This is a genomic window from Pandoraea pneumonica (assembly GCF_049918595.1).
Classification (GTDB): domain Bacteria; phylum Pseudomonadota; class Gammaproteobacteria; order Burkholderiales; family Burkholderiaceae; genus Pandoraea; species Pandoraea pneumonica_A.
Window position 1 is genome coordinate 1,296,077 of the sequence record NZ_JBNCRZ010000001.1, and the last position, 25,821, is coordinate 1,321,897.

At 63.4% G+C, this 25,821-nt stretch carries 14 protein-coding genes; 5 read left to right on the top strand and 9 right to left on the bottom strand.

The genetic code is table 11. The features are described from left to right. The first annotated feature begins 112 nt into the window (after window positions 1-112). The 3 genes from gcvP to ACPWR9_RS05965 all read left to right on the top strand — a co-directional run bounded on the left by gcvP (window position 113) and on the right by ACPWR9_RS05965 (window position 6,321). Window positions 113-3,040 (top strand): aminomethyl-transferring glycine dehydrogenase, encoded by a 2,928-nt coding sequence (gcvP, locus tag ACPWR9_RS05955; RefSeq protein ID WP_426296073.1) that lies wholly within the window; start codon window positions 113-115, stop codon window positions 3,038-3,040. Window positions 3,041-3,177: 137 nt separating this feature from the next. Then, the gene (locus ACPWR9_RS05960; protein WP_426296072.1) at window positions 3,178-4,569 is read left to right on the top strand and encodes an L-serine ammonia-lyase; all 1,392 of its coding nucleotides are present in this window, start codon (window positions 3,178-3,180) and stop codon (window positions 4,567-4,569) included. A gap of 258 nt (window positions 4,570-4,827) precedes the next feature. Next, window positions 4,828-6,321 carry an alanine/glycine:cation symporter family protein gene (locus ACPWR9_RS05965; RefSeq protein ID WP_426296071.1) on the top strand — a complete coding sequence of 498 codons (1,494 nt, stop codon included), beginning with the start codon at window positions 4,828-4,830 and terminating at the stop codon, window positions 6,319-6,321. A gap of 135 nt (window positions 6,322-6,456) precedes the next feature. Here the strand turns inward: ACPWR9_RS05965 and ACPWR9_RS05970 are convergent, their stop codons facing one another. The 4 genes from ACPWR9_RS05970 to ACPWR9_RS05985 all read right to left on the bottom strand — a co-directional run bounded on the left by ACPWR9_RS05970 (window position 6,457) and on the right by ACPWR9_RS05985 (window position 15,356). Continuing rightward, window positions 6,457-7,599 carry a branched-chain amino acid ABC transporter substrate-binding protein gene (locus tag ACPWR9_RS05970; protein WP_426296070.1) on the bottom strand — a complete coding sequence of 381 codons (1,143 nt, stop codon included), beginning with the start codon at window positions 7,597-7,599 and terminating at the stop codon, window positions 6,457-6,459. Window positions 7,600-7,809: 210 nt separating this feature from the next. Beyond that, window positions 7,810-9,432, bottom strand: coding sequence for a sodium/proline symporter PutP (gene putP / locus ACPWR9_RS05975; protein WP_426296069.1), 1,623 nt, complete (start codon window positions 9,430-9,432; stop codon window positions 7,810-7,812). 309 nt (window positions 9,433-9,741) lie between these two features. Continuing rightward, a complete protein-coding gene (putA, locus tag ACPWR9_RS05980) occupies window positions 9,742-13,668 on the bottom strand; it encodes a trifunctional transcriptional regulator/proline dehydrogenase/L-glutamate gamma-semialdehyde dehydrogenase (protein ID WP_426296068.1) in 3,927 nt (1,308 codons plus the stop codon). A gap of 128 nt (window positions 13,669-13,796) precedes the next feature. Beyond that, window positions 13,797-15,356 carry a hypothetical protein gene (locus ACPWR9_RS05985; protein WP_426296067.1) on the bottom strand — a complete coding sequence of 520 codons (1,560 nt, stop codon included), beginning with the start codon at window positions 15,354-15,356 and terminating at the stop codon, window positions 13,797-13,799. Window positions 15,357-15,737: 381 nt separating this feature from the next. Between ACPWR9_RS05985 and ACPWR9_RS05990 the strand changes: the two genes are divergently transcribed. Continuing rightward, on the top strand, window positions 15,738-17,687 hold the full coding sequence (locus tag ACPWR9_RS05990) for a hypothetical protein (RefSeq protein ID WP_426296066.1): 1,950 nt from the start codon (window positions 15,738-15,740) through the stop codon (window positions 17,685-17,687). A gap of 40 nt (window positions 17,688-17,727) precedes the next feature. On the opposite strand, the gene ACPWR9_RS05995 is transcribed toward ACPWR9_RS05990, so the two are convergent. The 4 genes from ACPWR9_RS05995 to hemE form a co-directional block, all read right to left on the bottom strand. Then, window positions 17,728-18,069 carry a sulfite:cytochrome C oxidoreductase subunit B gene (locus ACPWR9_RS05995; RefSeq protein ID WP_426296065.1) on the bottom strand — a complete coding sequence of 114 codons (342 nt, stop codon included), beginning with the start codon at window positions 18,067-18,069 and terminating at the stop codon, window positions 17,728-17,730. Between the two features lie 14 nt (window positions 18,070-18,083). Further along, entirely contained in the window at window positions 18,084-19,424 is a 1,341-nt protein-coding gene (locus ACPWR9_RS06000; protein WP_426296064.1) for a molybdopterin-dependent oxidoreductase, read from the bottom strand. A gap of 213 nt (window positions 19,425-19,637) precedes the next feature. Further along, entirely contained in the window at window positions 19,638-22,157 is a 2,520-nt protein-coding gene (locus ACPWR9_RS06005; RefSeq protein ID WP_426296063.1) for a primosomal protein N', read from the bottom strand. Window positions 22,158-22,552: 395 nt separating this feature from the next. Beyond that, window positions 22,553-23,623, bottom strand: a complete 1,071-nt coding sequence (hemE, locus tag ACPWR9_RS06010; protein WP_426296062.1) for a uroporphyrinogen decarboxylase — start codon at window positions 23,621-23,623, stop codon at window positions 22,553-22,555. Between the two features lie 282 nt (window positions 23,624-23,905). Here hemE and ACPWR9_RS06015 point away from each other — a divergent pair, with 282 nt between their 5' ends. Next, complete coding sequence (locus ACPWR9_RS06015; RefSeq protein ID WP_426296608.1) at window positions 23,906-24,697, top strand: transporter substrate-binding domain-containing protein; 792 nt, start codon at window positions 23,906-23,908, stop codon at window positions 24,695-24,697. Window positions 24,698-24,835: 138 nt separating this feature from the next. Here the strand turns inward: ACPWR9_RS06015 and ACPWR9_RS06020 are convergent, their stop codons facing one another. Further along, a complete protein-coding gene (locus ACPWR9_RS06020) occupies window positions 24,836-25,768 on the bottom strand; it encodes an alpha/beta hydrolase (protein ID WP_426296061.1) in 933 nt (310 codons plus the stop codon). Between the last annotated feature and the right edge of the window lie 53 nt (window positions 25,769-25,821).

Here is a 25,821-nt window from a genome sequence, read left to right on the forward strand (position 1 = left end):
CCGAGCCGCAGACCCGGTGCAAGGGTGGCGAAGTCTGCCACCGCACCGGGGTGCCGCGCATAGCAATACATTGCCGTTGTCACTTGCCGTGACCGAACGAGAGATCTGACCCATGAATGCCATGAACGACCTGCATCAGCCGCGCCGCTCGCTCACCGAGCTGGAGCAGCGCGATAACTTTTCCGCGCGCCACATCGGCCCCGACAGCCCCGAACAGCAAGCCATGCTCACCGAGCTTGGCTACGCGTCGCGCGCCGCGCTCATCGATGCGGTCGTACCCGCCTCGATTCGCCGCGACGGCCCGCAATTCGCTGCTGCGCTGGGCCAATTCGCTGCGCCGAAAACCGAGTCGCAAGCCATCGCGCAACTGCGCGCGCTGGCCGACCAGAATCAGGTCTTCAAGTCGTTCATCGGTCAGGGCTACTACAACACGTTCACGCCGGGCGTGATCCTGCGTAACGTGCTCGAAAACCCGGCCTGGTACACGGCGTACACGCCGTATCAGCCGGAAATCTCGCAAGGCCGTCTCGAAGCGCTGCTCAACTATCAGCAGATGGTGATCGACCTGACGGGTCTGGCCATCGCCAACGCGTCGATGCTCGACGAGGCCACCGCTGCCGCCGAGGCGATGACGCTGGTCAAGCGCACGGGCAAGTCGAAGTCGAACACGTTCTTCGTGGCCGACGACGTGCTGCCCCAAACCATCGAAGTGGTGCAAACGCGCGCCAAGCCGCTGGGTATCGAAGTGCAGGTCGGCCCGGTGGCCGCTGCTGCCGACGTCGATGCGTTCGGCGTGCTGGTGCAGTACCCGGGCGTGGGCGGCGATGTGCGCGAGTATCGTGCGCTGGCCGACGCAATCCATGCCAATGGCGGCATGCTGATCGCCGCCGCCGATTTGCTCTCGCTCACGCTGCTGGCCCCGCCGGGCGAGTGGGGTGCCGACGTCGCCGTGGGTAACAGCCAGCGCTTCGGCGTGCCGATGGGCTTTGGCGGCCCGCACGCCGCTTATCTGGCCACGCGCGACGAGCTCAAGCGCTCGATGCCGGGCCGTCTGGTGGGCGTGTCGGTCGACACGCAAGGCAAGCCGGCGCTGCGTCTCGCACTGCAAACGCGCGAGCAGCACATCCGTCGCGAGAAGGCGACCTCGAACATTTGTACTGCGCAGGCACTGCTCGCCATCATGGCCAGCATGTACGCCGCCTATCACGGCCCGCAAGGTCTGCGCATCATCGCGTCGCGCGTGCATCGTCTGACGGCAGTGCTCGCCGCCGGCCTCGCAAAGCTGGGCGTTGCCCCGCGCAACGCGACGTTCTTCGACACGCTGACGGTGCCCGTCGCGGGTCGCGCCGACGCCGTGCACACCGCCGCCGTGGCGCGCCACTTCAACCTGCGTCGCGAAGATGCGGACATCGTGGGCATCTCGCTCGACGAGACCAGCACCCGCGACGACGTGATCGCGCTGTGGGACGTGTTTGCCGAAGGTCTGGGCAGGAGCGCCGGTTCGCTCGACTTCGATGCGATCGAAGCCACGGTGGCCGACGGCTTCCCGGCGGCGCTCGCGCGTCAGAGCGCGTACCTCACGCACCCGGTGTTCAACCGTTATCACTCGGAACACGAGATGCTTCGCTACCTGCGCAGCCTCTCGGACAAGGATCTCGCGCTCGATCGCACGATGATTCCGCTGGGCTCGTGCACGATGAAGCTCAACGCCACTTCGGAAATGCTGCCGGTGACGTGGCCCGAATTCGGTCAGATCCACCCGTTCGCGCCGACCGCGCAGACGGCGGGCTACCGCACGATGATCGACCAGCTCGAACAGATGCTCGTCGCAGCGACCGGCTACGCAGCCGTCTCGCTCCAGCCGAACGCCGGCTCGCAAGGCGAGTACGCGGGTCTGCTGATCATTCAGGCGTATCACGCCTCGCGCGGCGAAGCGCATCGCGACATCTGCCTGATTCCCGCTTCCGCTCACGGCACCAACCCGGCGTCGGCACAAATGGCCGGTATGCAGGTGGTCGTGGTGGCGTGCGACGCCAACGGTAACGTCGATCTGGCCGACCTTCAGGCGAAGGCCGAGCAACATCGCGACCGTCTGGCCGCGATCATGATGACGTACCCGTCCACGCACGGCGTGTTCGAAGCGGGCGCGCGTCAGATTTGCGAGATCGTGCATGCAAATGGCGGTCAGGTGTATGTCGACGGCGCGAACATGAACGCGATGGTCGGCCTGTGCGCACCGGGCGAGTTCGGCGGCGACGTGTCGCACCTGAACTTGCACAAGACGTTCTGCATTCCGCACGGCGGTGGCGGCCCGGGCGTGGGTCCGGTGGCCGTGGGTGCGCATCTGGCGCAATTCCTGCCGAACCAGCGCTCGACCGGTTACTCGCGTGATGCCGACGGCATTGGTGCCGTGTCGGCTGCGCCGTACGGTTCGGCGTCGATTCTGCCGATCTCGTGGATGTATGTCGCGATGATGGGCGCCGCTGGCCTGACGTCGGCCACGGAAACCGCGATTCTTAACGCCAACTACCTCGCGAAGAAGCTGGCGCCGCACTATCCGGTGCTTTACTCGGGCCCGGGCGGGCTGGTCGCGCACGAGTGCATTCTCGATCTGCGTCCGCTCAAGGAAACCAGCGGCATTTCGGTCGACGACGTCGCCAAGCGCCTGATGGACTTCGGCTTCCACGCCCCGACGATGAGCTTCCCGGTGCCGGGCACGCTGATGGTCGAGCCGACCGAATCGGAATCGAAGCATGAGCTGGATCGCTTCATCGAAGCCATGGTCACGATTCGCGAAGAAATTCGCGCGGTGGAAGAAGGCCGTGCCGATCGCGAAGACAACCCGCTCAAGCACGCCCCGCACACGGCTGAGGTCGTCACTGCCGACGAATGGCCGCATGCGTATGCGCGTAGCCAGGCGGCGTATCCGGTGAAGGCACTGCGCGAGCGCAAGTACTGGCCGCCGGTGGGCCGTGCCGATAACGTGTACGGCGACCGGAACCTGTTCTGCGCCTGCGTGCCGATGAGCGACTACGAGTAAGTGTTGCAAACTCGATAAACAGGGGCCGGCAGAAACATTGCTGGCCCCTTTTTGTCTCTATAGATGTCACGCGAATGCGTCAGCATGACGGCGCTCGCAGAGTCTCAAGTTAGTTCTAAAAAATTCAGGAAAGCCCCATGGCCGTTTCAGTTTTCGATTTGTTCAAGATCGGTATCGGACCGTCGAGTTCGCATACCGTGGGTCCGATGCGCGCGGCGTTGATGTTCGTGCAGGGGCTGGAACGCGACGGCCTGTTGCCGCAGGTGGCCTCGCTGCGCGCCGAGTTGTACGGCTCGCTCGGGGCGACGGGCAAGGGCCACGGCACCGATAAGGGCGTGCTGCTGGGCTTCATGGGCGATGCCCCCGACACGGTCGACCCGTCGACGATTGGCGATCGTCTGGCGACGCTGCGCCGCGAGAAGGTGCTGTCGATTCTCGGCAAGCACGAGGTGCCGTTCGTCGAGAAGGAACACATCGTGTTCTATCGCCGCGAAGCGATGGCCGAACACCCGAACGGCATGAAATTCCATGCGTTCGACGGCGCGGGTAACAAGCTGCGCGAAGGTCGCTATTTGTCGGTGGGCGGTGGCTTCGTGGTGACGGCAGGCGCATCGAATGCGCAGGTGCTTTCGGCACACGATCAGTTGCCGTACCCGTTCCGCACGGGCAAGGAATTGCTGGAGATGTGCCGCGAGAGCGGCAAGACCATTGCCCAACTGATGTGGGAGAACGAGAAGGTCTGGCACAAGGAAGAAGACATCCGTACCGGCCTGATCAATATCTGGCACGTGATGCAGTCGTGCGTGACGCGCGGTTGCGGTATCGGCAACCCGGAAGCCGAAGGCGAACTGCCGGGTCCGCTGCATGTGCGCCGTCGTGCGCCGGAGTTGTACCGTCAGTTGACGCAACGCGCCGAGCGCACGCTCTCCGACCCGCTGTCGGTGATGGACTGGGTGAACCTGTACGCGATGGCGGTCAACGAAGAGAACGCGGCCGGTGGCCGCGTGGTGACGGCCCCGACGAACGGTGCGGCGGGCATCATCCCGTCGGTGATGCATTACTACGACCGCTTCGTGCATGGCGCGAACGATCAGGGCGTGATCGATTTCCTGCTGACGGCCGGGGCCATCGGCATTCTGTACAAGCTCAACGCGTCGATTTCGGGCGCGGAAGTGGGGTGTCAGGGCGAAGTCGGGGTGGCGTGTTCCATGGCGGCGGGTGCGCTCGCTGCCGTGCTGGGCGGTACGGTCGAGCAGGTGGAGAATGCCGCCGAGATCGGCATGGAACACAACCTCGGGCTGACCTGCGACCCGGTGGGCGGGCTGGTGCAGATTCCTTGCATCGAGCGCAACGCGATGGCTTCGGTGAAAGCCGTGAACGCCGCGCGCATGGCACTGCGTGGCGACGGTGCGCACTATGTTTCGCTCGACTCCGTCATCAAGACGATGCGCGAGACCGGCGCCGACATGAAAACGAAGTACAAGGAGACGGCGCGAGGCGGTCTGGCGGTGAATATCGTCGAGTGCTGATACCGGGGCCGGATATCGCCGCATGACGGCCAAATGAGCGTCATATGACCGTCACATAGCGGCGGTAACCTTGTCGTCGATGTCTCCTTGCCTTGTCTTTTGAGCCGCCCGGTATCTGCCGCGCGGCTTTTTTATTGCCCTTGGGAATCTACCTAAAGTAGGTTACAAAACCCCCATTTCGGGCCAAATCCTTGCGAATCTGCGTCCTTTTGCCCGCCTGACAGGGCGCATACGTTGTCAACGAAAGGAGACGCAGCAATGGAGCAATGGCTCAAGCCGATGGTCGATGCCGTCGGCGGTGTGTTATCGGGATATCCCCTTGTGATTGCCTTGCTCGGCGCGGGGTTGTATTTCACGGTTCGCTTTGGCGGTATTCAGCTACGCGCGCTTTGGCATAGCGTCTGTTTGCTACGCACGTCGGGTAGTCCCTCCGGCATTTCCCCGTTTCAGGCGTTCGCTACCGGTCTTGCCAGTCGTGTGGGCACCGGCAACATTGCGGGCGTCGCCGTCGCGCTCACCATCGGTGGCCCCGGCGCCATCTTCTGGATGTGGATGACGGCACTGGTCGGCATGGCGTCGGCCTTCGTGGAGTCGACGCTGGCGCAGGTCTTTAAGGTGCCGCACGGCGACAAGACGTTCCGGGGCGGCCCGGCGTATTACATCCAGCTTGGGCTCGGCTCGCGCACCTTCGGCGTGGTGTTTGCCATCGCGCTGCTCTTCACGTTCGGCTTTGCCTTCAACTCCGTGCAATCGCACTCCATTGCCGAGACGCTTGAAGCGTCGTTCGGCTGGTCGCGCATCTGGATCGGGATCACGTTGGTGCTGATGACGGCACCGATCATCTATGGCGGTGTGCGACGCGTCGCTCGCGTGGCGCAGTGGATCGTGCCCGTCATGGCGCTGATCTATCTCGGGCTGGCGGCCTATGTCTGCATCGTCAACTTCGACAAGATTCCGGCCATGATCTCGCTGATCGTCGATCACGCCTTTGGGCTGGGGCAGGCGGCGGGCGGTGTGGCCGGTTACGCCGTGAGTCAGGCGGTGCTGATGGGCGTGAAGCGCGGCCTGTTCTCGAACGAAGCGGGTATGGGCAGCGCGCCGAATGCGGCAGCGGTTGCCACTACGAAGCACCCGGTGCAGCAGGGTTTGATGCAGATGCTCGGGGTGTTCTTCGACACCATCGTCGTGTGCTCGGCCACGGCCTTCATGATTCTGCTCTCGGGGCAGTACGAAGTCGGTGCGGCAGCCGAAGGTGCCGTGCTCACACAGCGCGCACTGGCAGCGCACTTCGGCGAGTGGGCGATCATGTTCACCGGCGTGACGGTGTTCTTCCTCGCGTATTCGAGCGTGTTGGGCAACTACGCCTATGCGGAAGTGAACCTCGACTTCATGACGCAGCGTCCGTGGTGCCTGCACATCTTCCGTTCGCTGGTGCTGCTGGCCGTGATGCTGGGCTCGGTCGCGAGCTTGCCGCTCGTGTGGAGTTTTGCCGATGTGGGCGCAGCGCTGATGGCCTTCATCAACTTGATTGCGATCGCGTTGCTTGCCAAGTACGCACTCGCCGCGTGGCGCGACTACGCAGCGCAACGCAAGGCGGGGATTGCCGAGCCGGTCTTCACGCAAGAGTCGCTGCCGCAGGAACTGCGCTCGCGCTTGCCGAAGGATGTCTGGCCCGCAAAGGCTAGCGTCGGTGGCGCGGCGCCGGTATCGAAGCCGGGGGCGTTGCCGACAGCGGTCACGGACGCATCGTAAAAGCGTAGGACCTAAGCCCGCGACGTCACGTCTGACGGATCACGTCGCGCGCAAAAGCAAAAAGGCTGGCGAATTGATTTCGCCAGCCTTTTTCGCATTCGTCATCGGATCTTGCGCAGATCCGATGCAGACGACTTACTTACCGACAGTTTCCAGCACGGTCCACTTGCCGCCGACGACCTTGTAGACGGTGATCGAACCGTTCTTCAGATCGCCGACGCTGTCGTAGGCCAGCTCACGCGTGGTCACGCCGGGCATGCTGGTCTTGGCGAGCACCGGCAGATACTTGGCCGGGTCGGTCGAGTTGGCCTTCTTCATGGCCGACATCATGGCCATGGCACCGTCGTACGCATACGGTGAGTACGTTTCCGGCGCCGAGCCGAACTTGGCCTTGTAGCGCGACTCGTAAGCGGCACCGCCCGGCATCTTGTCGAGCGGCAGACCGGCGAGCGACACCACCGAGCCATCGGCTGCCGGACCGGCAATCTTCAGGAAGGCATCCGACTTGACCATTTCGCCGGCCATCAGCGTCGACTTGATGCTCAGTTGGCGCATCTGCTTGGCAAGCGGGCCGGCCTGCTGATCGGCACCACCGAAGAAGATGACGTCCGGGTTGGAGCGCTTGATGTTGGTCAGGATGGCGGTGAAGTCCACAGCCTTATCCGTGGTCGACTCTTCGCGCACCACCTTGCCGCCTGCCGCCACAGCCGCCTTCTTGAACTCTGCGGCCAGACCCTGACCGTAGGCCGTACGGTCATCGACGATAGCGATGGTCTTGAAGCCCAGCTTCTTGACGGCAAAGTTACCCACGACCGAACCCTGCTGGATGTCGGACGTCATCATGCGGAACGTCGTCTTGAAGCCTTGCTTGGTGTACTCCGGTGCCGTGGCCATGGCGATTTCAGGGATGCCGGCCTGGGCGTAGATGCTGGAGGCGGGGATCGTCGTGCCCGAATTGAAGTGGCCGAGCATGCCCTTGATGCTCGAGTCGACCAGCTTCTGAGCGACCAGCGAACCCTGGCGCGGGTCGGCCTGATCGTCTTCGGATTGCAGCACGAACTTCACCGGCTTGCCTTCGATGGTCGGCTTGGTGGCGTTGTACTCGTCAATGGCGAGCTGGATGCCGTTTTGCATGTCCTTGCCGTAGTGCGCCTGAGCGCCCGTGAGCGGTGCAGCAAAACCCAGCTTCACTTCCTGCGCTTGTTGCGCGTTTGCCGCGCCGCCGAACGCGATCAGACCTGCGACCGCGAATGCGCTGAGCGTAAGCTTCGATTGCATCAACCCTCTCCTTGCATGTGTATGTCGTTGAGTGGCAGGCCTGCGGGATCGCCGCGGCCCGCCTGTCTTGGGATGCCGTCTGCCACGCGCCGGTCGGCGGTGAGATGGCATTCAATCTTAATCAAACGCACAATGCGTCCGACGCGGCAGTATTGGATGGCTGCGCGCGCCGGTCAAGAGGGACATATTCCGATAGAAGGTGCTACCCGCTTATGGCGAAGGTTGCGCCGTCGGGGTGTCGGCGGCGCGGCCGGTTTTACTGCCCAAACTGCCGCCTAGGTTGCCGCCCATGGGGCCGAGGCCGCTACCAAATTCCGCTCCTTCGTCCGCGCTTTCGATACGGCCTGCCTGAATGTCTCGCAAACGCTGCTCGGCTGTCGCGTAGCGGGCCATCACCTCATGCGACGGCGCCCGGTCGAAGCGGCTCACCACCACCAGCGCCAGCCCGCCCAGCACGAAGCCCGGCAAGATTTCGTACAGATCGAACCAGCCGAATTGCTTCCAGATCAGGACGGTCGCTGCGCCGACCACAATGCCCGCCAGCGCGCCGTTTCGGGTGACGCGCGGCCACAGCAGCGTGGCCAACACCAACGGGCCGAACGCCGCACCGAAGCCCGCCCAGGCGTAACTCACCATGCCCAGCACGCGGCTATTCGGGTCGAGCGCGAGCAGTACCGCCACGGTGGCCACCGCGAGCACCATCGCGCGGCCAATCCAGACCAGGCGGCGCTGGCTGACTTGCCCGGGCGCAAAGGTCTTGTAGAGGTCTTCCGTGAGCGCACTGGCGCACACCAGCAATTGGCATGACAGCGTGCTCATCACCGCCGCCAGAATCGCCGCGAGCAGAATGCCGGCGAGCCACGGCGCAAAGAGTTGCGTGGTTAGCGCGATGAAGATGGTCTCGGGGTTGGCGGTAACACCGGCAGCCAGATCCGGCCGGGCGCTGAAGAACGCGAGACCGAAGAAGCCGACCGCGACGGCGCCGACAAGGCACAACACCATCCAAGTCATGCAGATGCGCCGTGCCTTCGGGATGGCGGCTGCCGAGCGCGCCGCCATAAAGCGCACGAGGATGTGCGGCTGGCCGAAGTAGCCCAGTCCCCACGCGAGCATCGAGATCACGCCGAGCGGTGCGAGGTCGCCGAACCAGTCGGTATGCGTCGGATGCACCGCCGTTACCGCCGCCACCGCCGCCGCCGGACTGCCGTCGAGCGCAATCACGGCGATGGGGGTCACGACCAGCGCGGCAAACATCAGCGACGCCTGCACGGTGTCGGTCCAGCTCACCGCGAGAAAGCCGCCGATGAACACGTACGCGATGGTGGCGAGCGCGCCTATCCAAAGTGCGGTGCGGTAGTCGAGTCCGAACATCGTCTCAAACAGACGCGCGCCCGCGACGACACCCGACGCGCAATAGAGCGTGAAGAAGATGAGAATCACCAGCGCCGTGACGATGCGCAGCAGGTGGCTGCCATCGCCGAAGCGTTGCGTGAGGTACTCGGGCAGGGTGAGGGCGTTGCCGCACTGCTCGGTGTGCACGCGCAGGCGTGCGGCCACGAGACGCCAGTTGGCCCACGCGCCGAGCGCCAGACCGATGGCGATCCACACGCCCGAGAGGCCACCGGCGTAGATGGCCCCGGGCAAGCCGAGCAGCAGCCAGCCGCTCATGTCGGAGGCCCCCGCCGAGAGCGCGGTAACGAAGCTACCGAGACGGCGTCCGCCGAGGATGTAGTCGGAGAGGTTATGGGTGGCGCGATAGCCGAGCCAGCCGATGCCGAGCATCAGCAATAAGTAGACGGTGAAGGTCACCGCCGTTGGGTTCCAGAGGGACATGTTGTCTCCTTGACCGGCGCCGCTGCGCGTACGGAGACATCTCCCGGCATGACAAAAGACGCTTCGACGCGCAGCCACGACGGCTGCGGCCAGCGATGCGTGTCGCTGGCACGGGTTGACCGTACAAAGACGGTGACGTGTGTCGGATGTCGGGGGTGGGCGCGACGATACCGCGAATGCGTGCGATCCGCGCGTCTACGGCATACGCGTAGGGGCGTAGGGTGCGGGAGACAGATAGAAAGAAAAGCGCCCCGTACACACCCAAGGTGGGCGTGTACGGGGCGCAGGACGCTACGGCTTGGAATGCGATCAGCCGATGGTCATGAGGTTGGCGTTACCACCGGCAGCAGCCGTATTCACCGACACCGAACGCTCGCAGAGCAGGCGCTCCAGCGAGTAGTCGTCGCCAGCGGCCAGCGCTTCGGGCGCCAGACCTTGCATCGACAAGATCGGGCCGTTGCGCGTGGCAATGCGGCGGTTCAAGGCGCGCAATTCATCGCTATCACCTTCGAAAAGCACGGCGGCGAGCGACGGCTCGGCAGCAGCATCGGCCCCAGCGGCCAGCACCGACGCACGGCCCTTAATCGACGCAGGCAACGCGCTGACCAACTCACGCGCTACAGCGCTATCGGCAAACACAGCGGTATTGCCCGTGGCGAGCACGGCACCCAGTTGCGTGCGGGCGCCCAGCGGCGTAGCGGCCACGCACAGCACCGGGCCGCGCGGTTCCAGGCCGTAGGTGTTGCGCTCGCCGGTCGGGCCCGGCAGCACGGCCGTGGCGTCGAGTGCCGACGTTGCCAAGTAGCGGTCGACGCGATCGATCGCGGCGGCGCTGTCGCTCAGGTTCTGGCCCGCTTGATGCAGCCAGTCGCGGTAGTGCACCAGCGGCGAGAGCGCAGCTTCGTTGCGATTGAGTTCTGGTGCCAGTGCGGCCGGGCGAGTCGCCAACAAGCGCGGCAGATACATCGGACCGCCCGCTTTCGGACCCGTCCCAGACAAACCTTCACCGCCGAACGGCTGCACACCGACGACGGCGCCAATCACGTTACGGTTCACGTAGACGTTGCCAACGTGGGCACGCTCGGTCACGTAGGCGATGGTTTCATCGATACGCGTATGCACGCCGAACGTCAGGCCGTAGCCGGTGCCGTTGATCTGGTCGAGCAGCTTGTCGAGTTGCGCGCGCTTGAAGCGGATGACGTGCAGCACCGGCCCGAACACTTCGCGTTGCAGCGACTTGAGGTCGTTCAGTTCGATGAGCGTCGGCGGCACGAACGTGCCGTGACGGGCGGCGTCCGGCAGCGGCAGTTGTTCGACCGGGAAGCCCTTGGCGCGCATTTGTTCGATGTGACGGCTGATACCGGCTTGCGCTTCGGCGTCGATCACCGGGCCGACGTCGATCGACAGACGGTCCGGGTTGCCGATGGCGAGTTCCTGCATCGCGCCCTTGAGCATGTGCAGCGTCTTGTCGGCGATGTCGTCTTGCAGGCACAGCACGCGCAGGGCCGAGCAACGTTGACCGGCGGAGTCGAAGGCCGAGGCCAGCACGTCGTAGACCACTTGTTCCGGCAGCGCCGACGAGTCGACGATCATCGCGTTCTGACCGCCGGTTTCGGCAATCAGCGGAATCGGACGGCCGTTGGCGTCGAGGCGGTCGGCCAGCGTGCGCGCGATGATGCGCGCCACTTCGGTCGAGCCGGTGAACATCACGGCCTTCGTGCGGGCGTCTGCGACGAGCGCCGCGCCGACCGTTTCGCCCGTGCCCGGCAGCAGTTGCAGCGCGCCGGCGGGGATGCCAGCGGCGTGCATCAAGCGCACGGCTTCGGCGGCGATGAGCGGCGTTTGCTCGGCAGGTTTGGCGATCACCGGGTTACCGGCGGCAAGGGCTGCGGCTACCTGACCCACGAAAATCGCGAGCGGGAAGTTCCACGGGCTGATACACAGCACGGGGCCCAGCGGGCGGTGCGTGTCGTTCGAGAAGCCCTGACGGATTTGCGCGGCGTAGTAGCGCAGGAAGTCGACGGCTTCGCGCACTTCGGCGACAGCGTTCGGCAGCGACTTACCGGCTTCGCGCACGCACAGACCCATGAGCGTGGGCATGTGGGCTTCGAGCAGATCGGCGGCGCGCATCAGGCAGTCGGCGCGTTCTTCCACCGGCGTGGCTTGCCAGATCGGTGCGGCGGCCACGGCGTGGGCGAGGGCGGCGTCGACATCTTGCGAGGTCGCTTCGATGACTTGACCCACGGTGTCGCGCAGATCCGCCGGGTTGCGCACGAAGCGCGGGGTGCCTTCCACGCGTTCGCCATCGGCCAGCATCGGGGCGGCGCGCCACGGCGTGCCAGCACTGGCGAGCAACGCCGACGACAGCGAGGCGAGGCGATGTTCGTTCGAGAGATCGAAGCCCGACGAGTTGGCACGCGAGGTGCCGTACAGGTCGCGCGGCAGCGGAATCTTGGCGTGCGGCGCGCCGAGCGGTTGCACCTTCTCGGCTTCGACGATCGGGTCGGCGATCAGCTCGTCGACGCTGACGGTTTCATCGGCGATACGGTTCACGAACGACGTGTTCGCGCCATTTTCCAGCAGTCGGCGCACCAGATAGGCGAGCAGCGTTTCGTGCGTACCGACCGGCGCGTAGACGCGGCACGGGCGGGCGAGCTTGCCCGATGCAATCGGGCCGACCACTTCTTCGTACAGCGGCTCGCCCATGCCGTGCAGGCACTGGAACTCGTACTGGCCCGGGTAGTAGTTATTACCGGCCAGATGGTAGATCGCGGAGAGCGTGTGGGCGTTGTGCGTGGCGAATTGCGGGTAGATCGCGTCCGGCACGGCGAGCAGCTTCTTCGCGCAGGCCATGTACGACACGTCGGTGTAAATCTTGCGCGTGTAGACCGGATAGCCTTCGAGGCCGTCGACCTGCGCGCGCTTGATTTCGGTATCCCAGTAAGCGCCTTTGACCAGACGCACCATGATGCGGTGACGGCTGCGACGAGCCAGATCGATGATGAAGTCGATCACGAACGGGCAACGCTTCTGGTACGCCTGCACCACGAAGCCGATGCCGTTCCAGCCGGCGAGGTCCGGATCGAAGCACAGCGCTTCGAGCAGATCGAGCGAGATCTCGAGGCGGTCGGCTTCTTCGGCGTCGATGTTCAGGCCGATGTCGTAATGACGCGCCAGCAGGGCGAGCGACTTCACGCGCGGCAGCAGTTCGGTGACAGTGCGCTCGTGCTGGCTGCGTGAGTAGCGCGGGTGCAGGGCCGAGAGCTTGATCGAGATGCCCGGGCCTTCGTAGATGCCGCGACCGGCCGAGGCCTTCCCGATGGCATGGATCGCTTGCTCGTAGCTGGCGTAGTAGCGCTGGGCGTCTTCTTCGGTGGTGGCGGCTTCGCCGAGCATGTCGTACGAGTAGCGGAAGCCTTGGGCTTCGTACTTGCGGCTGTTGGCGAGCGCTTCGGAGATGGTTTCCCCGGTCACGAACTGTTCGCCCATCAGGCGCATGGCCATGTCCACACCCTTGCGGATGAGGGGTTCGCCGCCGCGGCCGATCAGGCGGGTGAGCGCCTTGGTGAGACCGGCTTCGCTGGTGGTGGTGACGAGCTTGCCGGTGATCATCAGGCCCCAGGTGGCGGCGTTGACGAACATCGACGGCGAATTGCCCATGTGGGCGTGCCAGTCGCCCTTGCTGATTTTGTCGCGGATGAGCGCGTCGCGCGTGGCTTTGTCGGGAATGCGCAGCAGGGCTTCGGCCAGGCACATCAGGGCGACGCCCTCTTGGCTGGATAGCGAGAATTCGTGAATCAGGCCTTCCACGCCGCCTCCGGTGCTCTTGCCGCGCAGGGCGACGACGAGCTTGCGGGCGAGGGCCGAGGCCGACGTGGCGGTGGCCGGGGCCAGCTTGGCCTGACCGATCAACACCGGCACGCATTCTGGCTCTGGGCGGCGGTAGGCGGCCGTGATGGCGGCGCGCAGCACCGACTGGGGTTGCACGTTCTGCGCAAATTCGAGGAACGGATGCGCGGCGGTGTCGTCGCCGTTCAGGCCGTCGATGACTTCCGTGCTGGCGTGGGTTGCGCCGTTGAGTTCGGGGGGCAGGGTGCCGCTCTCGATGCGCTCCAGATAAGCGAAGATCGCCTGTTTGATGAGCCAGTGGGGGGTGCGCTCGATTTGCTGGGCGGCCGTCTTGAGCCGGGTGCGCAGGACGTCGTCGACCTTGACGCCGAGAGTGGTGTTAGCCATGGAGGGTTACCTGATGACGCGAAAACATGACACCCATAGCGGGGTGAATGGCGGCATCGTAACCGGGTTTCAAGGCGGGTGCAACCGGTGTCAATATTCGGGTTGCACCTTGGGGGTGGGTGAGAAAGTTAGTCGAAATCCAGGCAGATGGCCTCGATTTTCCTGACGCCATAGGTATACGCGGTCCAGTCGCGCTTTGATCCTCGCGAAATCGCCTCTTTGAAGTCGCGATTGACGTTGCGCCCTCGTGGAAATATTTGCGCCTTGGAGTTGTATCGAGCACCGCAGGACACATCGACAGTGGCCAGCGTGCACATGTGATGCGACTCAAGGCCCACGGAAACGGGGGTGGTGTCGGAGCCGCCGCAGCCGGTGTCGTAGTGATAGTGAGTGACCAGCGGCATCGTCTTCCAGCCGTCTTGGCCTCTAGGGCCGGTGTAACCCCGGTCGCCCTGTTCCCCCCGAGGGCCTCGAGGTCCGGTATTTCCCTGGGTGCCTCGGTCGCCCTTATCGCCCTTGAGCGTTTGCCAACTGCCCACTCGGCATACATAGAACATGCCGCTGGAATCTCGCCCGATTTGCCCATTGGGTTGGCAGCCGTCCCAAGGTGAGATCGGCACGCCTAGCGTGAGGGTGCTTTGATCGAGTTGGGTTTGGTTTCCCGGATTTTTGCCAACAATCAGGCGGCTCTCAGTGACGACTTGCCCTCGCGCCGTGACGTCTCTTCCAGCGATGACGTTGCCTTGCGCGTCACTGCTGCCCCGCGCCTCGATGTTCCCCGCGTTGGCGACGATATTGCCGGACTGGTTTTCGATGTGACTTCTCGCGTCGATGTTTTGTGTCGAGAGTGTCCCGGTGACATCGACATTTTCTCGGAGCGTCAATCGGTTACCGCTGACGCCGACAATTTCTTTGACGCCGACAATATCGTGGCCACCCATGTCGAGATTGGCTTGCATCTTCTGCGAGCCATCGCGGCGTAGAAAGCTGTTCAGCGGGCTAAGCAAATAACCGGCACGCACGGCGAGAAGGCCTGCTTGAGGGGATGGGTTGGGCAAGTCGTTCGGGGTTTGGGTGTCGCTCGACGGCGTGAGCGGGAAGGTGAACTTCGCAGGACTCTCCGACTTGGAAAATCCGCCGTGCACGCCGATCTTACGAACTGCCGTGCTGATCATGTTCCAGTCGGTGCCGGTGCCGTAGGTGCGCCGCAAGGTCTGATCGATGTAGACGATCGCGTGAATGTCGTGCTCGTTATGGCGCCGGAAGATTCGAATGACATAGTTGGCGTTTGCCAGCGACGGGGGCTTATCGCCGACGCCGGGCAGTTTCATGATGCGGATGATGTCGGACGCTGTCGGCTCTCGCATGCTGGACGCCCCAACTTGCAGTCGCAATGTCTTGCCGAAGCTCGCGTCCGGGTTGTTTTGTACCGCGACGCTCAGGCTTCCGGTCTCGGTCAGCGTTTGCCGATCGGTGCCATTGAGCGCCTTCCCGATCTCGCCGTGATGCTTCACGATGAACGACTGCACACCCTCGCCGATGACATTGAGCGAAGCACCGATGTTCTCGGCCCGCTGAATCCGCATCTCCTGCATCGTCTGGTTCATCCAGAGCGTCAGCAGCATGCCGACGATGGCGACGGCTATCGTCGCACCAATCAAAAAAATTCCGTGTTGCTTGCTTCGCATTTCTCTCTCGCCTGTCGGGTGCGATCGGGCGTGGCCGAATCGAACCGCAATTCTGGTGGGCTGCGGCCGATTCAAGTGGCGGAAATATCTGAATTGAGCGGCAGCGGTGCGCCAATGCGAAAGGTCGACGCCAAATAGCAAAGTCCGAGCATCTGTCTTGCTCAATCCAGCAGGGAAAATCGGAATCGAGCCTGATATTTCGGCGAGTTATGACTTCCGGTCGGCAACTTCTGGGTTCGTTCTTGTCCCCTTCGGAATCCGGGTGTTTCCCAACCGCAACGCGCTGGCTGGCTCCCACAATGGCGGGTTTCAACGAGACTGCGATGACGGGTACGTGGCAATGACCACCGCCTGATCTGTTCGCGAAGGGGACAACCATCAATGCGGAGCAAACAACGGGGCGTGTTTCTGATCGGCGCCACTATCGCGGTCGCTGTCGTCGGCATGCTGATAGCGTTCTGGGGCAAACATCAGATGCAGCAGATGCGGATTGAGAAAGGTGAGCGGGTGGGGGAGGCGCTGAAAGTCCTCGGGAATCACGTGCAGGACTTCATGGTTAAGCATCACGGGGATATCAAGACGTTGTTTGTTGGCCGGGCCGACAGCATGCAATTGTCGAACGCCGTAACTCCAATCACGCTTAGACGTGGAACCGATCCACGGCTTCAGGCAAAGACGCTTGAAAGTCTCACCGTCGACGATCTCATTCGGGAGACGGGCGCGAAGGGCATCGGGACGTCGCCGCCATTGGCGGGCGCGCAGTATCGAATCGTCGTGTACTCGGGCAATTGCGCAACGGCGAATGATCCGTGCGATATCAATTCCGTGACGTATCTAACAGCCCCCATCAAGAGCACCTATTCATCAGATACCGATTGGGTGGCATCCGGCGCTGCATTGTCCAAACTCGGTGTGCTCGGAGGGATCGCTCAGGCAAACGATCCCAGCACTTTTCAGTTTCTCGACGGAAACGGCACCGTGATCAATGTCGTTCGTAACCCGACGGGACGCGCGCTCGCTGGGCAAATCGCCATGCGTGGCGGTTATCAGACGAGCGCTCAGGATGCGTTCTTGCGACGCGATGGGTCACGTCCGATGACGGGGGATCTGAACATGGGCGGACCGAATGCGGGCAAGGACATCGTCGGAGCAAGGAGGATATTCAGCGAAGACATGATTGCGTCGTCGGTTTCTGCGTCAAAGAACATCGTCGCGGGGTTTTCAGAGCGAAAAGCCGGTGACAAGGACGATCTTAAGATCAAGCGTATGACCGGAAGCGTCATCGCAGAAGTTGACGTCGATGCAAGTCGAGATGTGATTGCAGGGCGCAACGTGACGGCAAACGAGGCTGTAACGGCGGAAGCGCTGAACGTAAAAAGACCTGGCGCGTATGAAAACGTAACGATACAAAGTCGAAACGTACCAGGAGCCCAGCGCGAGGCGATGTCCGTCAATAACGATCTCTGGACCTACGGCGACATTTGGGCGAGAGACAAACTCTGGTCGAAATCCGGCGTCATTCGCCTCGACGGTCACGTCGGTGGGGCTTGTTCCGAGCGAGGTATCGGCCTTGATGAGAAGGGGCGTGTCATGTCGTGCCAAGGTGGCACGTGGAAGTTAGGCAGTTTGCCGAAGGACTCCACTGAGGTGCCGGACGAAATTCGGGAGGACATCGTGAACGGCCTTGCGAGCTGGGACGTCGCGTCGATAACCATTAACGATCATCGGAATTTCAAGGCGGACTGCAATTCGACAACGCTAACGCAGATTACGGACGCATTCGCGTGCCAGATGGAGGTCAAAAAAAACTTCTGTGCGGTTGCTCCTCAACTGCGTCGAGTTTCGGGACCGTTAGGTGATCATCCCGTTACGCATGAGATTCCAGTTTCCGGAGACAGCAATGGCAGCATCGGTGGTGGAATTTATAAGATCACCTGCCTGACGCCCAGAGGGAAAGACGCCGAATTAGTCTACCGTGGCGCTAACAAAAACCAGATTAGCACTCGGAAGTTTGATTCGGCGCACCCCGCCACAGAAGCTGACCTCCGTCGCCTGATTCCGGCCTCCAGAGAACCGACGGTCGCCGCTATCGGATTTTTCGAGAAATTCCGATGTTCGGACTGGAACGACGATGCAGGATACGTATACGACATCGACGCAGAACCCGGTGGGCCTTGGGACCATTGTGAGATGGTGCCCGACGAATCCAAGTACGGATGCAAATGGGGAAACCAGATGAGGGACTTCTTTCGCGACGCGGCCACTGGGGCGTGGAAATTGCGCCTCAAGGAGCGGAGTGCCGGCGTCAAGTGTGTGAAATTCGCTCGATAGCCCTGGCGCCAACGCCCGCTCCCTCAATGCTCTCGAGGCGTCACTTCCCCCCATCCGTCCCGTAAGTCTTCCCCAAATACTCCGAAATCAGCTTCACCTGATCTTCCGGAATGGGAGCACCGTAGACCTTCACCATCTTCGTGACTTCAGCGCTCCAGAAGGCGGCGGGCATCGGTGGCTGGCTGTTGATGTAGTCGACCGAGTGACACATCACGCACCATGCGCTCGTCGCCTGATAACCGGCCAGCGTCGAGGCTTTCAACTGCGCCGTCTCTTGCGGCAGTTTGATTTCCAACGCATGGACGGCAGGCGAGGCCAACACACCCACAGCGCTCATCGCGAGCGCTGCACCCGCACGACGGAAAATAGTCGAAGTTTTCATTGTCATCTCCCGTCTCAAGCCGCGATCACGCGCACGGTTTCTACGCCGTTGCGCAGATACCCAGCCGGATTCCACAGCGATTGCAGCGGCTGCGCCACACCCGCACGATTCGTCGCACGCACCTTCAACACATGCTCTCCCGCTGCCGACGGCGTGAACGACGCCGTCCACTCGCGGAACGAATACTTCGACAACTCGTTGCCAAGCTTCGCCGCCTGCCACGTCTGCCCGCCATCGCTCGAGAACTGCACGTCGCGAATGCCTTCGCCGCCATCGAACGCAATGCCGCGCACGCGTACCGCTTTACCCACGCCCACGTGCTGCCCGTCAGTCAGGTTCGTCACGAACGAGCGCACCGTGAAGCGCTCGATCGGCTTCGTCTTCTGCGGTGCTGTGCCGGGTGCCACGCAATTGCAGTCGTTATCCGGAATGCGATACGCCGTGGCCATCCAGAAGCCGTCGAACACGGTATCGATCACCTTGATATCGGCGAGATGCTTGACCCAATACGTGCCGTAGTACCCCGGCACCACCAGCCGCACTGGATAGCCGTTGAGCATCGGCAGGTCTTGACCGTTCATCGCGAACGCGATCATCACTTCGCCATCCATCGCATGATCGAGGTCGAGTGCTTTCACGAACTCGGGTGTCGCCGGGACGATCGGACGATCGAGCCCTTCAAACGTCACTTGCTTCGCGCTCGCCGCAACGCCGGCTTTCTCCAGAATCCGCTTCAGCGGAATGCCTTTCCAGCGCGCATTGCCCATCGCCCCGTTGGCGATCTGTCCGCCGCCGACGCGTGGCTCGAAAAAGCCCCGGCTGTTGCCTGAACACTGATGCACGGCCACTAATTCGACTGGCGCACCGAAATCCTTCTTGAGCGATTCCAGTGAAATTTCCAGCGGCTTAGCCACACTGCCGCTCACGCGGATGCGGTGCTTCTTGGCATCGACATCCGTGGGGATGCCCGCCAAGTGATAGCGCACGAAGAACGCGTCGTTCGGCGTGATGAGGCCGTCGTTGAACACCTCGAACGGCGTTTCCAACTGCGGCGGACGTGCCGTAAGACGAATCAGCGGGCGCTTCTGCGGATACGCCACCAAGTCACGTTCACCGTTGGCAAACGGCAATGTCACAGTCTGTGGTGCGGTGGCAGCGGCGAGCGTGTCGAGCGCGCGTCCGGCGAGGCTGGCACCCACGCCCAACGCCCCGGCTCGTCGCAAAAAGCGGCGGCGCGACGTGGCGGCAATGGTGGATTCGGATAGATCACCCGACGCGGACACGTCGAGTGCGGACGATTCGGGCAAAGCAGTGGCAAGGGCCGTGGGGGCGGCGCTGCGGTCGTGCGACTTCATGGAGAGTCTCCTGTAGGACGTTCTTATCGTGCTTTCAGGGTGACGCGGCAGCGCGGTGAAGCGGTTGCTGTCAGACGCGCTGCGGTGGTGCGATGCGTGCCTTCGGATGCCCGCCGAGTCGCCGCGTGTGGGGACACGACGCAGGGCGAAGCATGCCCGCATCGTCGGAGATTCTTCCGATGATGTCAAATTTTCGGAACGTTATATACCGATTTATATTTCGAGAGGATCGACTTCGAGGTGCCAGCGCACTGGCGCTTTGAGGGCGCGAAGCCCGGCCATCCAGCCCGCGAGGAATCGTTGCAGCGCGCCGCGGTGCGGGCTTTCCACCACGAGTTGGGCGCGGTCGGTACCTGCGATTCGCACCATCGTCATGGGCACGGGGTCCCAGAGCGAGATGCGCGGGTCGTTGAGATCCGGGTCAGCGGCGATTTCGCGGGCCTGTTTGAGGAAGGCCATGGCGTCGTCGAGCTTTCGCGCTTCGGCACGCAACAGCGCCTGATGCGTATAAGGCGGCAGCAGCGCAACGCGGCGCTCTTCCAACTGCTGTGCCGCAAATCCGGCGTAGTCGTGCCGCATGAGCGACCCGAACAGCGGATGCGACGCGTAGCGGGTTTGAATCAGCACGTCGCCGGGGCCTTCGGCACGTGCCGCGCGACCGGCGCGACCAGCCACCTGCATCAACTGCGCGAACAGCCGCTCGGCCGCCCGGAAGTCATGCGAGAAGAGGGCACTGTCGGCGTTGACCACGCCCACCAGTGTCACGTTTCGGAAGTCGTGCCCCTTCGCGACCATCTGCGTGCCGATCAAGATGTCGACTTCGCCCGAGTGCACCTGTGCGAACAACGCCTGCGCGCTGCCCTTGCGGCGCGTGCTGTCGGCGTCGATGCGGGCGAGGCGGGCATCGGGGAAGTGCTCCGCGAGCGCCTCTTCAATACGCTGTGTGCCGCGACCCAACGGCGCGAGATCCTGATTGCCGCAGTCGGGGCAAGCATGCGGAATGCGTGACTCTGCGCCGCAGTGGTGGCAACGCAGGCGGCGCTCAGGCTTGTGCAGCACCATGTGCGCGCTGCATCGGCGGCAGTCGCTGACCCAGCCGCAGGCATCGCAGTTGAGCACCGGGGCGTAACCGCGACGGTTCAGGAACAGCAAGCTTTGCTCACCGGCTTCGAAGCGTGCTTTGATCGCAGCGAGCAATGTCTGCGACAGCCCTTCATGCACGGTGCGCTGGCGCTTACGTTCGATATCCATGTCGATGAGCGACACGCGCGGCAATACCGCGTCGGGCGTGGCGCGCTCCGGCATCGACAGCCGCACGTAACGGCCTTGTTCGGCGCGCCGCCAGCTATCTAGCGACGGGGTGGCCGAGCCGAGTACGACGGGAATGCGCAGCCGGTTAGCACGCCAGATGGCGAGGTCGCGGGCAGAGTAGCGCAAGCCTTCTTGCTGCTTGTATGACGGGTCGTGCTCTTCGTCGACGACGATCAACCGCAGATGTGGCAGCGATGCCATTACCGCCAGCCGCGTTCCCAACACAATGCGGGCTTCGCCGCGATGCGCCGCCAGCCAGTGCCGCGCGCGCTCGCCTTCGGCCAGCCCGCTATGCAGCGTGACGAGCGTCTCGTGCGGGAAGCGCGAACGGAACACGCCTTCGAGCTGTGGTGTGAGGTTGATTTCCGGCACCAGGACGAGCACCTGCGCATCGCCCTCGCGCAGCGCCTCGGCGACGGCGCGTAGATAGACCTCCGTCTTGCCGCTGCCGGTCACGCCGTAGAGCAGGAAGGGGGCGCAGGCGGGGGCGTCAGGGGTATCGGATGTCGCGGCCGAGCCCGCGTCGGCGGCGCTGGCGTTATCCAGCGGCTGCGCGCCGGACGCGAGCAAGGCGTCGTGAATGGCAGCGACGGCGTCGGCCTGACCCGTCGTCAGTGTCTTATCACCCGTGCGGCTGTTGTGGGCGCCGGTGGTTTCGTCGAAAGCGGCGGGGCTGTCTGCATCGCCATCGCGACGCCCCGCATTGTCGTATTCAACGCGGCCTTCATCGAGTTCGTCGCCGTCGTCATCCTCACGCACCGCCTCATGAAACGGCACGGTCTCGACCACGACCCAACCCGCCGCTGCCCATTGTTTGAGCACGTCGGCGGCCTTGGCGCAGAGTGCGCGGGCTTCGTCAGCGTCGAGCGTCCCGGCTTGCGCGAGCCCTTCGGCCAATCGGCGCTGTGCGCGCAACCGGGCAGGGACGTTCTCCATCAAGGTGTCGAGCGCCCCGTCGGCAATGCGATACCGCTGCACGCCACGCTGGGCGAGCAATCGCGACCAGCGCATCGGTGTGCGCAAATGGCCGGGAATGGCGGGCAGCGCCACTTCGCCAATACCGCGCTGGTAATACCGCGCCGCGAAACGCATCAAGTCGCGCCAATCATCCCCAAGCGGCGGCAATTCGTGCCAGACGGACGTCACTTCGCGCAGCTTCGCCGGGTCGACTTCGCTGCGCTGCGTCAATTCCCAGACGATACCCACAACCTGCCGCCGTCCGAACGGCACCTGGACCAACTGCCCAAGGCTCGCCGCCTGATCGAGGCGGTAGTCGAACAGCGTCAGCAGCGGTGTGTCGAGTGCCACGCGGGCGATCGACGGCGCACTCCCGGTGCCGCGTGGCGCGGTCGCAGGGGCATCCTCGCCGGTGGTATCCGGCGGGAGGAGGGACGGTTCGGGGAGGTCGTCGGCGCGGGTCAAACTTAAAGTGAATCCTGAGAAGTTCCGGTAAACCCCGGATTTGAGTCGGCTTTCCGGCAGCCCCGAAACGCTTGTGGATAACTATGTTGAGAACTGTGGGGATTATCTCCCGGCAGCCTCGCTGCGCGGGCCTCACATCGCGCCGCGCCGTTTCTGTGCACGAATCAAAAAGGCTTTTTGATCAATAGCTTATGAGCAACGGCGTAGGGTGCTTCAAAGTGCGAGACAGTTGCGGCGGCGCAGCGAGAATTTGTGCATAAGTCTTTGGGACAACTCCGCAAATTGGAGGGGTTATTCGACCCGTTTTCCCTTGACTTTGCCAACGTGTAACGGCGGTCGGGTTTGCGAAGCGAAATGCCCCGCGAACCCGCGCCGCCACGTGGCGGTACTGCGTATTACACCGGCTGGCGCAGCTTCCGGCTATGGCTATGGACTTCGTCGACGAGTGCCGCGACGTGTTCGGGCGGCGTGAACTGCGAGATGCCGTGCCCAAGGTTGAAGACGTGGCCTGGTGCATTGCCATAAGCGTTGAGCAAGCGGCGGGCTTCCGCACGGATGGCATCGGGCGAGGCAAACAACGCCGTCGGGTCGAAATTGCCTTGCAGTGCACAACGATCGCCAACGCGCTTGCGCGCTGCGGCCAGATCGACGGTCCAGTCGAGGCCGATGGCGTCGGGGCCGGTGTCGGCAATGGCTTCCAGCCACTGGCCGCCGCCCTTGGTGAACACGATATGCGGAATGCGCGCGCCCGCCCACTCACGATGCACACCGGCGAGGGCCTTTTGCATGTAAGCGAGCGAGAAGCGTTGATAGAGGCCGTCGGCCAGCGCGCCACCCCACGTGTCGAACACCATCACGGCCTGTGCGCCCGCTTCGATCTGCGCGTTCAGATAGGCGGTCACGGCCTTGGCGTTGGTCTCGAGGATGTGCGTCATCAGGTCGGGACGCTCGTACATCATCGTCTTGACCGTGCGGTAGTCGGCCGAGCCGGAGCCTTCGACCATGTAGCACGCCAGCGTCCACGGGCTGCCGGAGAAGCCAATGAGCGGCACACGGCCTTGCAGCGCGCGGCGAATCTCGGCCACGGCGTCGAACACGTAGCGCAGGCTGTCGAGATCGGGGGCGCGCAGGCGGCGCACGTCGTCTTCGGTACGCAGCGGGTGCGCGAAGCGCGGGCCTTCACCGGCTTCGAACGACAGCCCCAGCCCCATCGCGTCGGGGATGGTCAGGATGTCGGAGAAGAGGATGGCGGCGTCGAGCGGGAAACGATCGAGCGGCTGGAGCGTGACCTCGGTGGCGTAGGCAGGATTCTTGGCCAGTGCCAGGAAGCTACCGGCCTTGGCGCGGGTGGCGTTGTATTCGGGCAGGTACCGGCCCGCCTGGCGCATGAGCCAGATCGGCGTGTACTCGGTCGGCTGGCGCAGCAGGGCGCGCAGGAAAGTATCGTTTTGCAGAGCTTGGGACACGTCGAGGCGGTGGTATCTGAAATTTGGGCAAGCGGCCATTTTACTCGGGTATCCGGGGCGCGGTCGTATGGGCGGACGTTATGCCGCGCATAAGTGAGTCTGGGCGGCACATTTGTTGCGGCCAATCCGACGCGGCGGGCATGCCCCCATTGGCGGCGAGGCGCGCTGTCTTTACTATGGCGGCACGCTTTGCGGCGCTGGCATGCCGGTCGCGCGAAGCCCACGATCTGCAACAGATGGATCGATCGCTAGGACAACAATCAGGAGACACGTATGAAAGGCATGATCGCGGCCGCCTCGCTGGCCGTCATGGCATTGACGGCATTCGCCGCCAACACGGTACAAGCCCAGTCGGCGGGCGCCACCACGCCTTCGCGGCTCGACGAGATCGTGAAGTCGGGCACGCTGCGCGCTTGCGCGACCGGCGACTACAAGCCTTACTCGTATAAACGCCCCGATGGGCAGTTCGAAGGCATCGATGTGGATCTGGTCGCCTCGCTGGCAAAGTCGCTGGGGGTGAAGCCGGAAATCGTGCCGACCAGCTGGCCGAAGCTGATGGACGACTTCACCGCAGGCAAATGCGACATCGTTGTGGGCGGCGTGTCGGTGACGCTCGATCGCGCGCGCCGAGCCTATTACAGCCGCGTGGTGATGGTGGACGGAAAGTCGCCCATCGTGCGCTGCGCCGATGTGGCGAAGTATCAGACGCTCGCCGATCTGAACAAGCCGAGCACGCGCGCCATCGCAAACCCCGGCGGCACGAACGAGCGCTTTGCCCGTCAATTCATGCCGAACGCGACGCTCACGATCTACCCGGACAACGTCACGATCTTCCAACAGATCGCCGATGGCAAAGCCGATGTGATGGTCACCGATTCGTCGGAAACGCTGCTCCAGCACAAGCTCCACCCGACGCTGTGCCCGGTGAACCCCGACAAGCCGCTGCAATTCGGTGAGAAGGCTTACCTGCTGCCGCGCGGTGACGACGTCTTCAAGAACTACGTCGACCAGTGGCTTAACCTCGCGCAGAAAACCGGCGAGTATCAGGCCGTGGTGGATAAGTGGCTGAAGTAAGTTGCGTTCGCGCTTAGGCGCTTAGGCGCTTAGGCGGTTAGACGCATAGGCGTTTAGCGCCTGGACAAACAACGGCGATGTGAGGGGCATGGGCTCCTACATCGCCGTAGTTCACGCCTTGGTTCACGCCGTAGTTCATTAACCGAGCCAATCGCGCAGACGTTGCGCTGCGTCGTGCATTACCAAGCGTGCTTGCGGCACATAGGGCTGTAGCCGCGCGAAGCTGTGCGTCAGTCCTGCCGCTTCGATGACCTCTGCACGGCCGCCCGACTGTGCGGCGAAGTGCGCATATTCCACCGCTTCGTCGTGCAACGGGTCGTACTCGGCGGCAATGACCAGCGTGTGCGGCAACGGATGCTTCGGCGCTTCCGCCGTCAGGTTCACCCGGACGTCGTTTTCCTTCGGTTCGGTCCCGTTCAGGAACTGCTTCCAATACCAGCGCATTTCGTCGCGCGTCAAACCCACGCCGTTCGCCAGACGCTCGTAACTCGGCGTGTCGAAGCGGTGTTGCACCACCGGGTAGACCAACAACTGCGCGCCGATTACTCCCGGATGCTGGTCGTTGAACCACGCGGCTGCCTGCGCGGCAAGATGCCCGCCCGCGCTATCGCCCGCCACGGCGAGTCGATCCGGCGAGACGCCCAGACGCACGCGCTGCTCGGCGGCCCAGGCCAGTGCCTCACGTGCGTCGTCCACCGGCGCCGGGAACGCATGCTCGGGTGCCAGACGGTAATCGATGCTCAACACCGCGAAGTCACCGTCCTGCGCAAGAAACGCGGCCATCGTGCCATGCGTGTCGACATCGCCGACGACCCACCCGCCCCCGTGGAAAAACACTACCAGCGGCACTTCGCGTCCGACCGGACGGTACAGACGCGCGCGCAAGTTTCGACCCGGCAGCGGAATCTCGAAGGTCTCGCTTTTCAGGCCGGCGGGCAGCGGACGCAACGCCTCGGTGGCGACGGTCGCGAAACGGGCGCGGACTTCCTGCGGACTCGGAGACCCCTGCGGCGCGGGGTACTTGCGCGCCATCAGGTCGTAGTAGGCAAGCAAATCGGCATCGATGGTCATGGCAGCGGACAGTGTGTGGAGTGGTCGAGTGTTCGGTAATGGGCGCTCGTGTG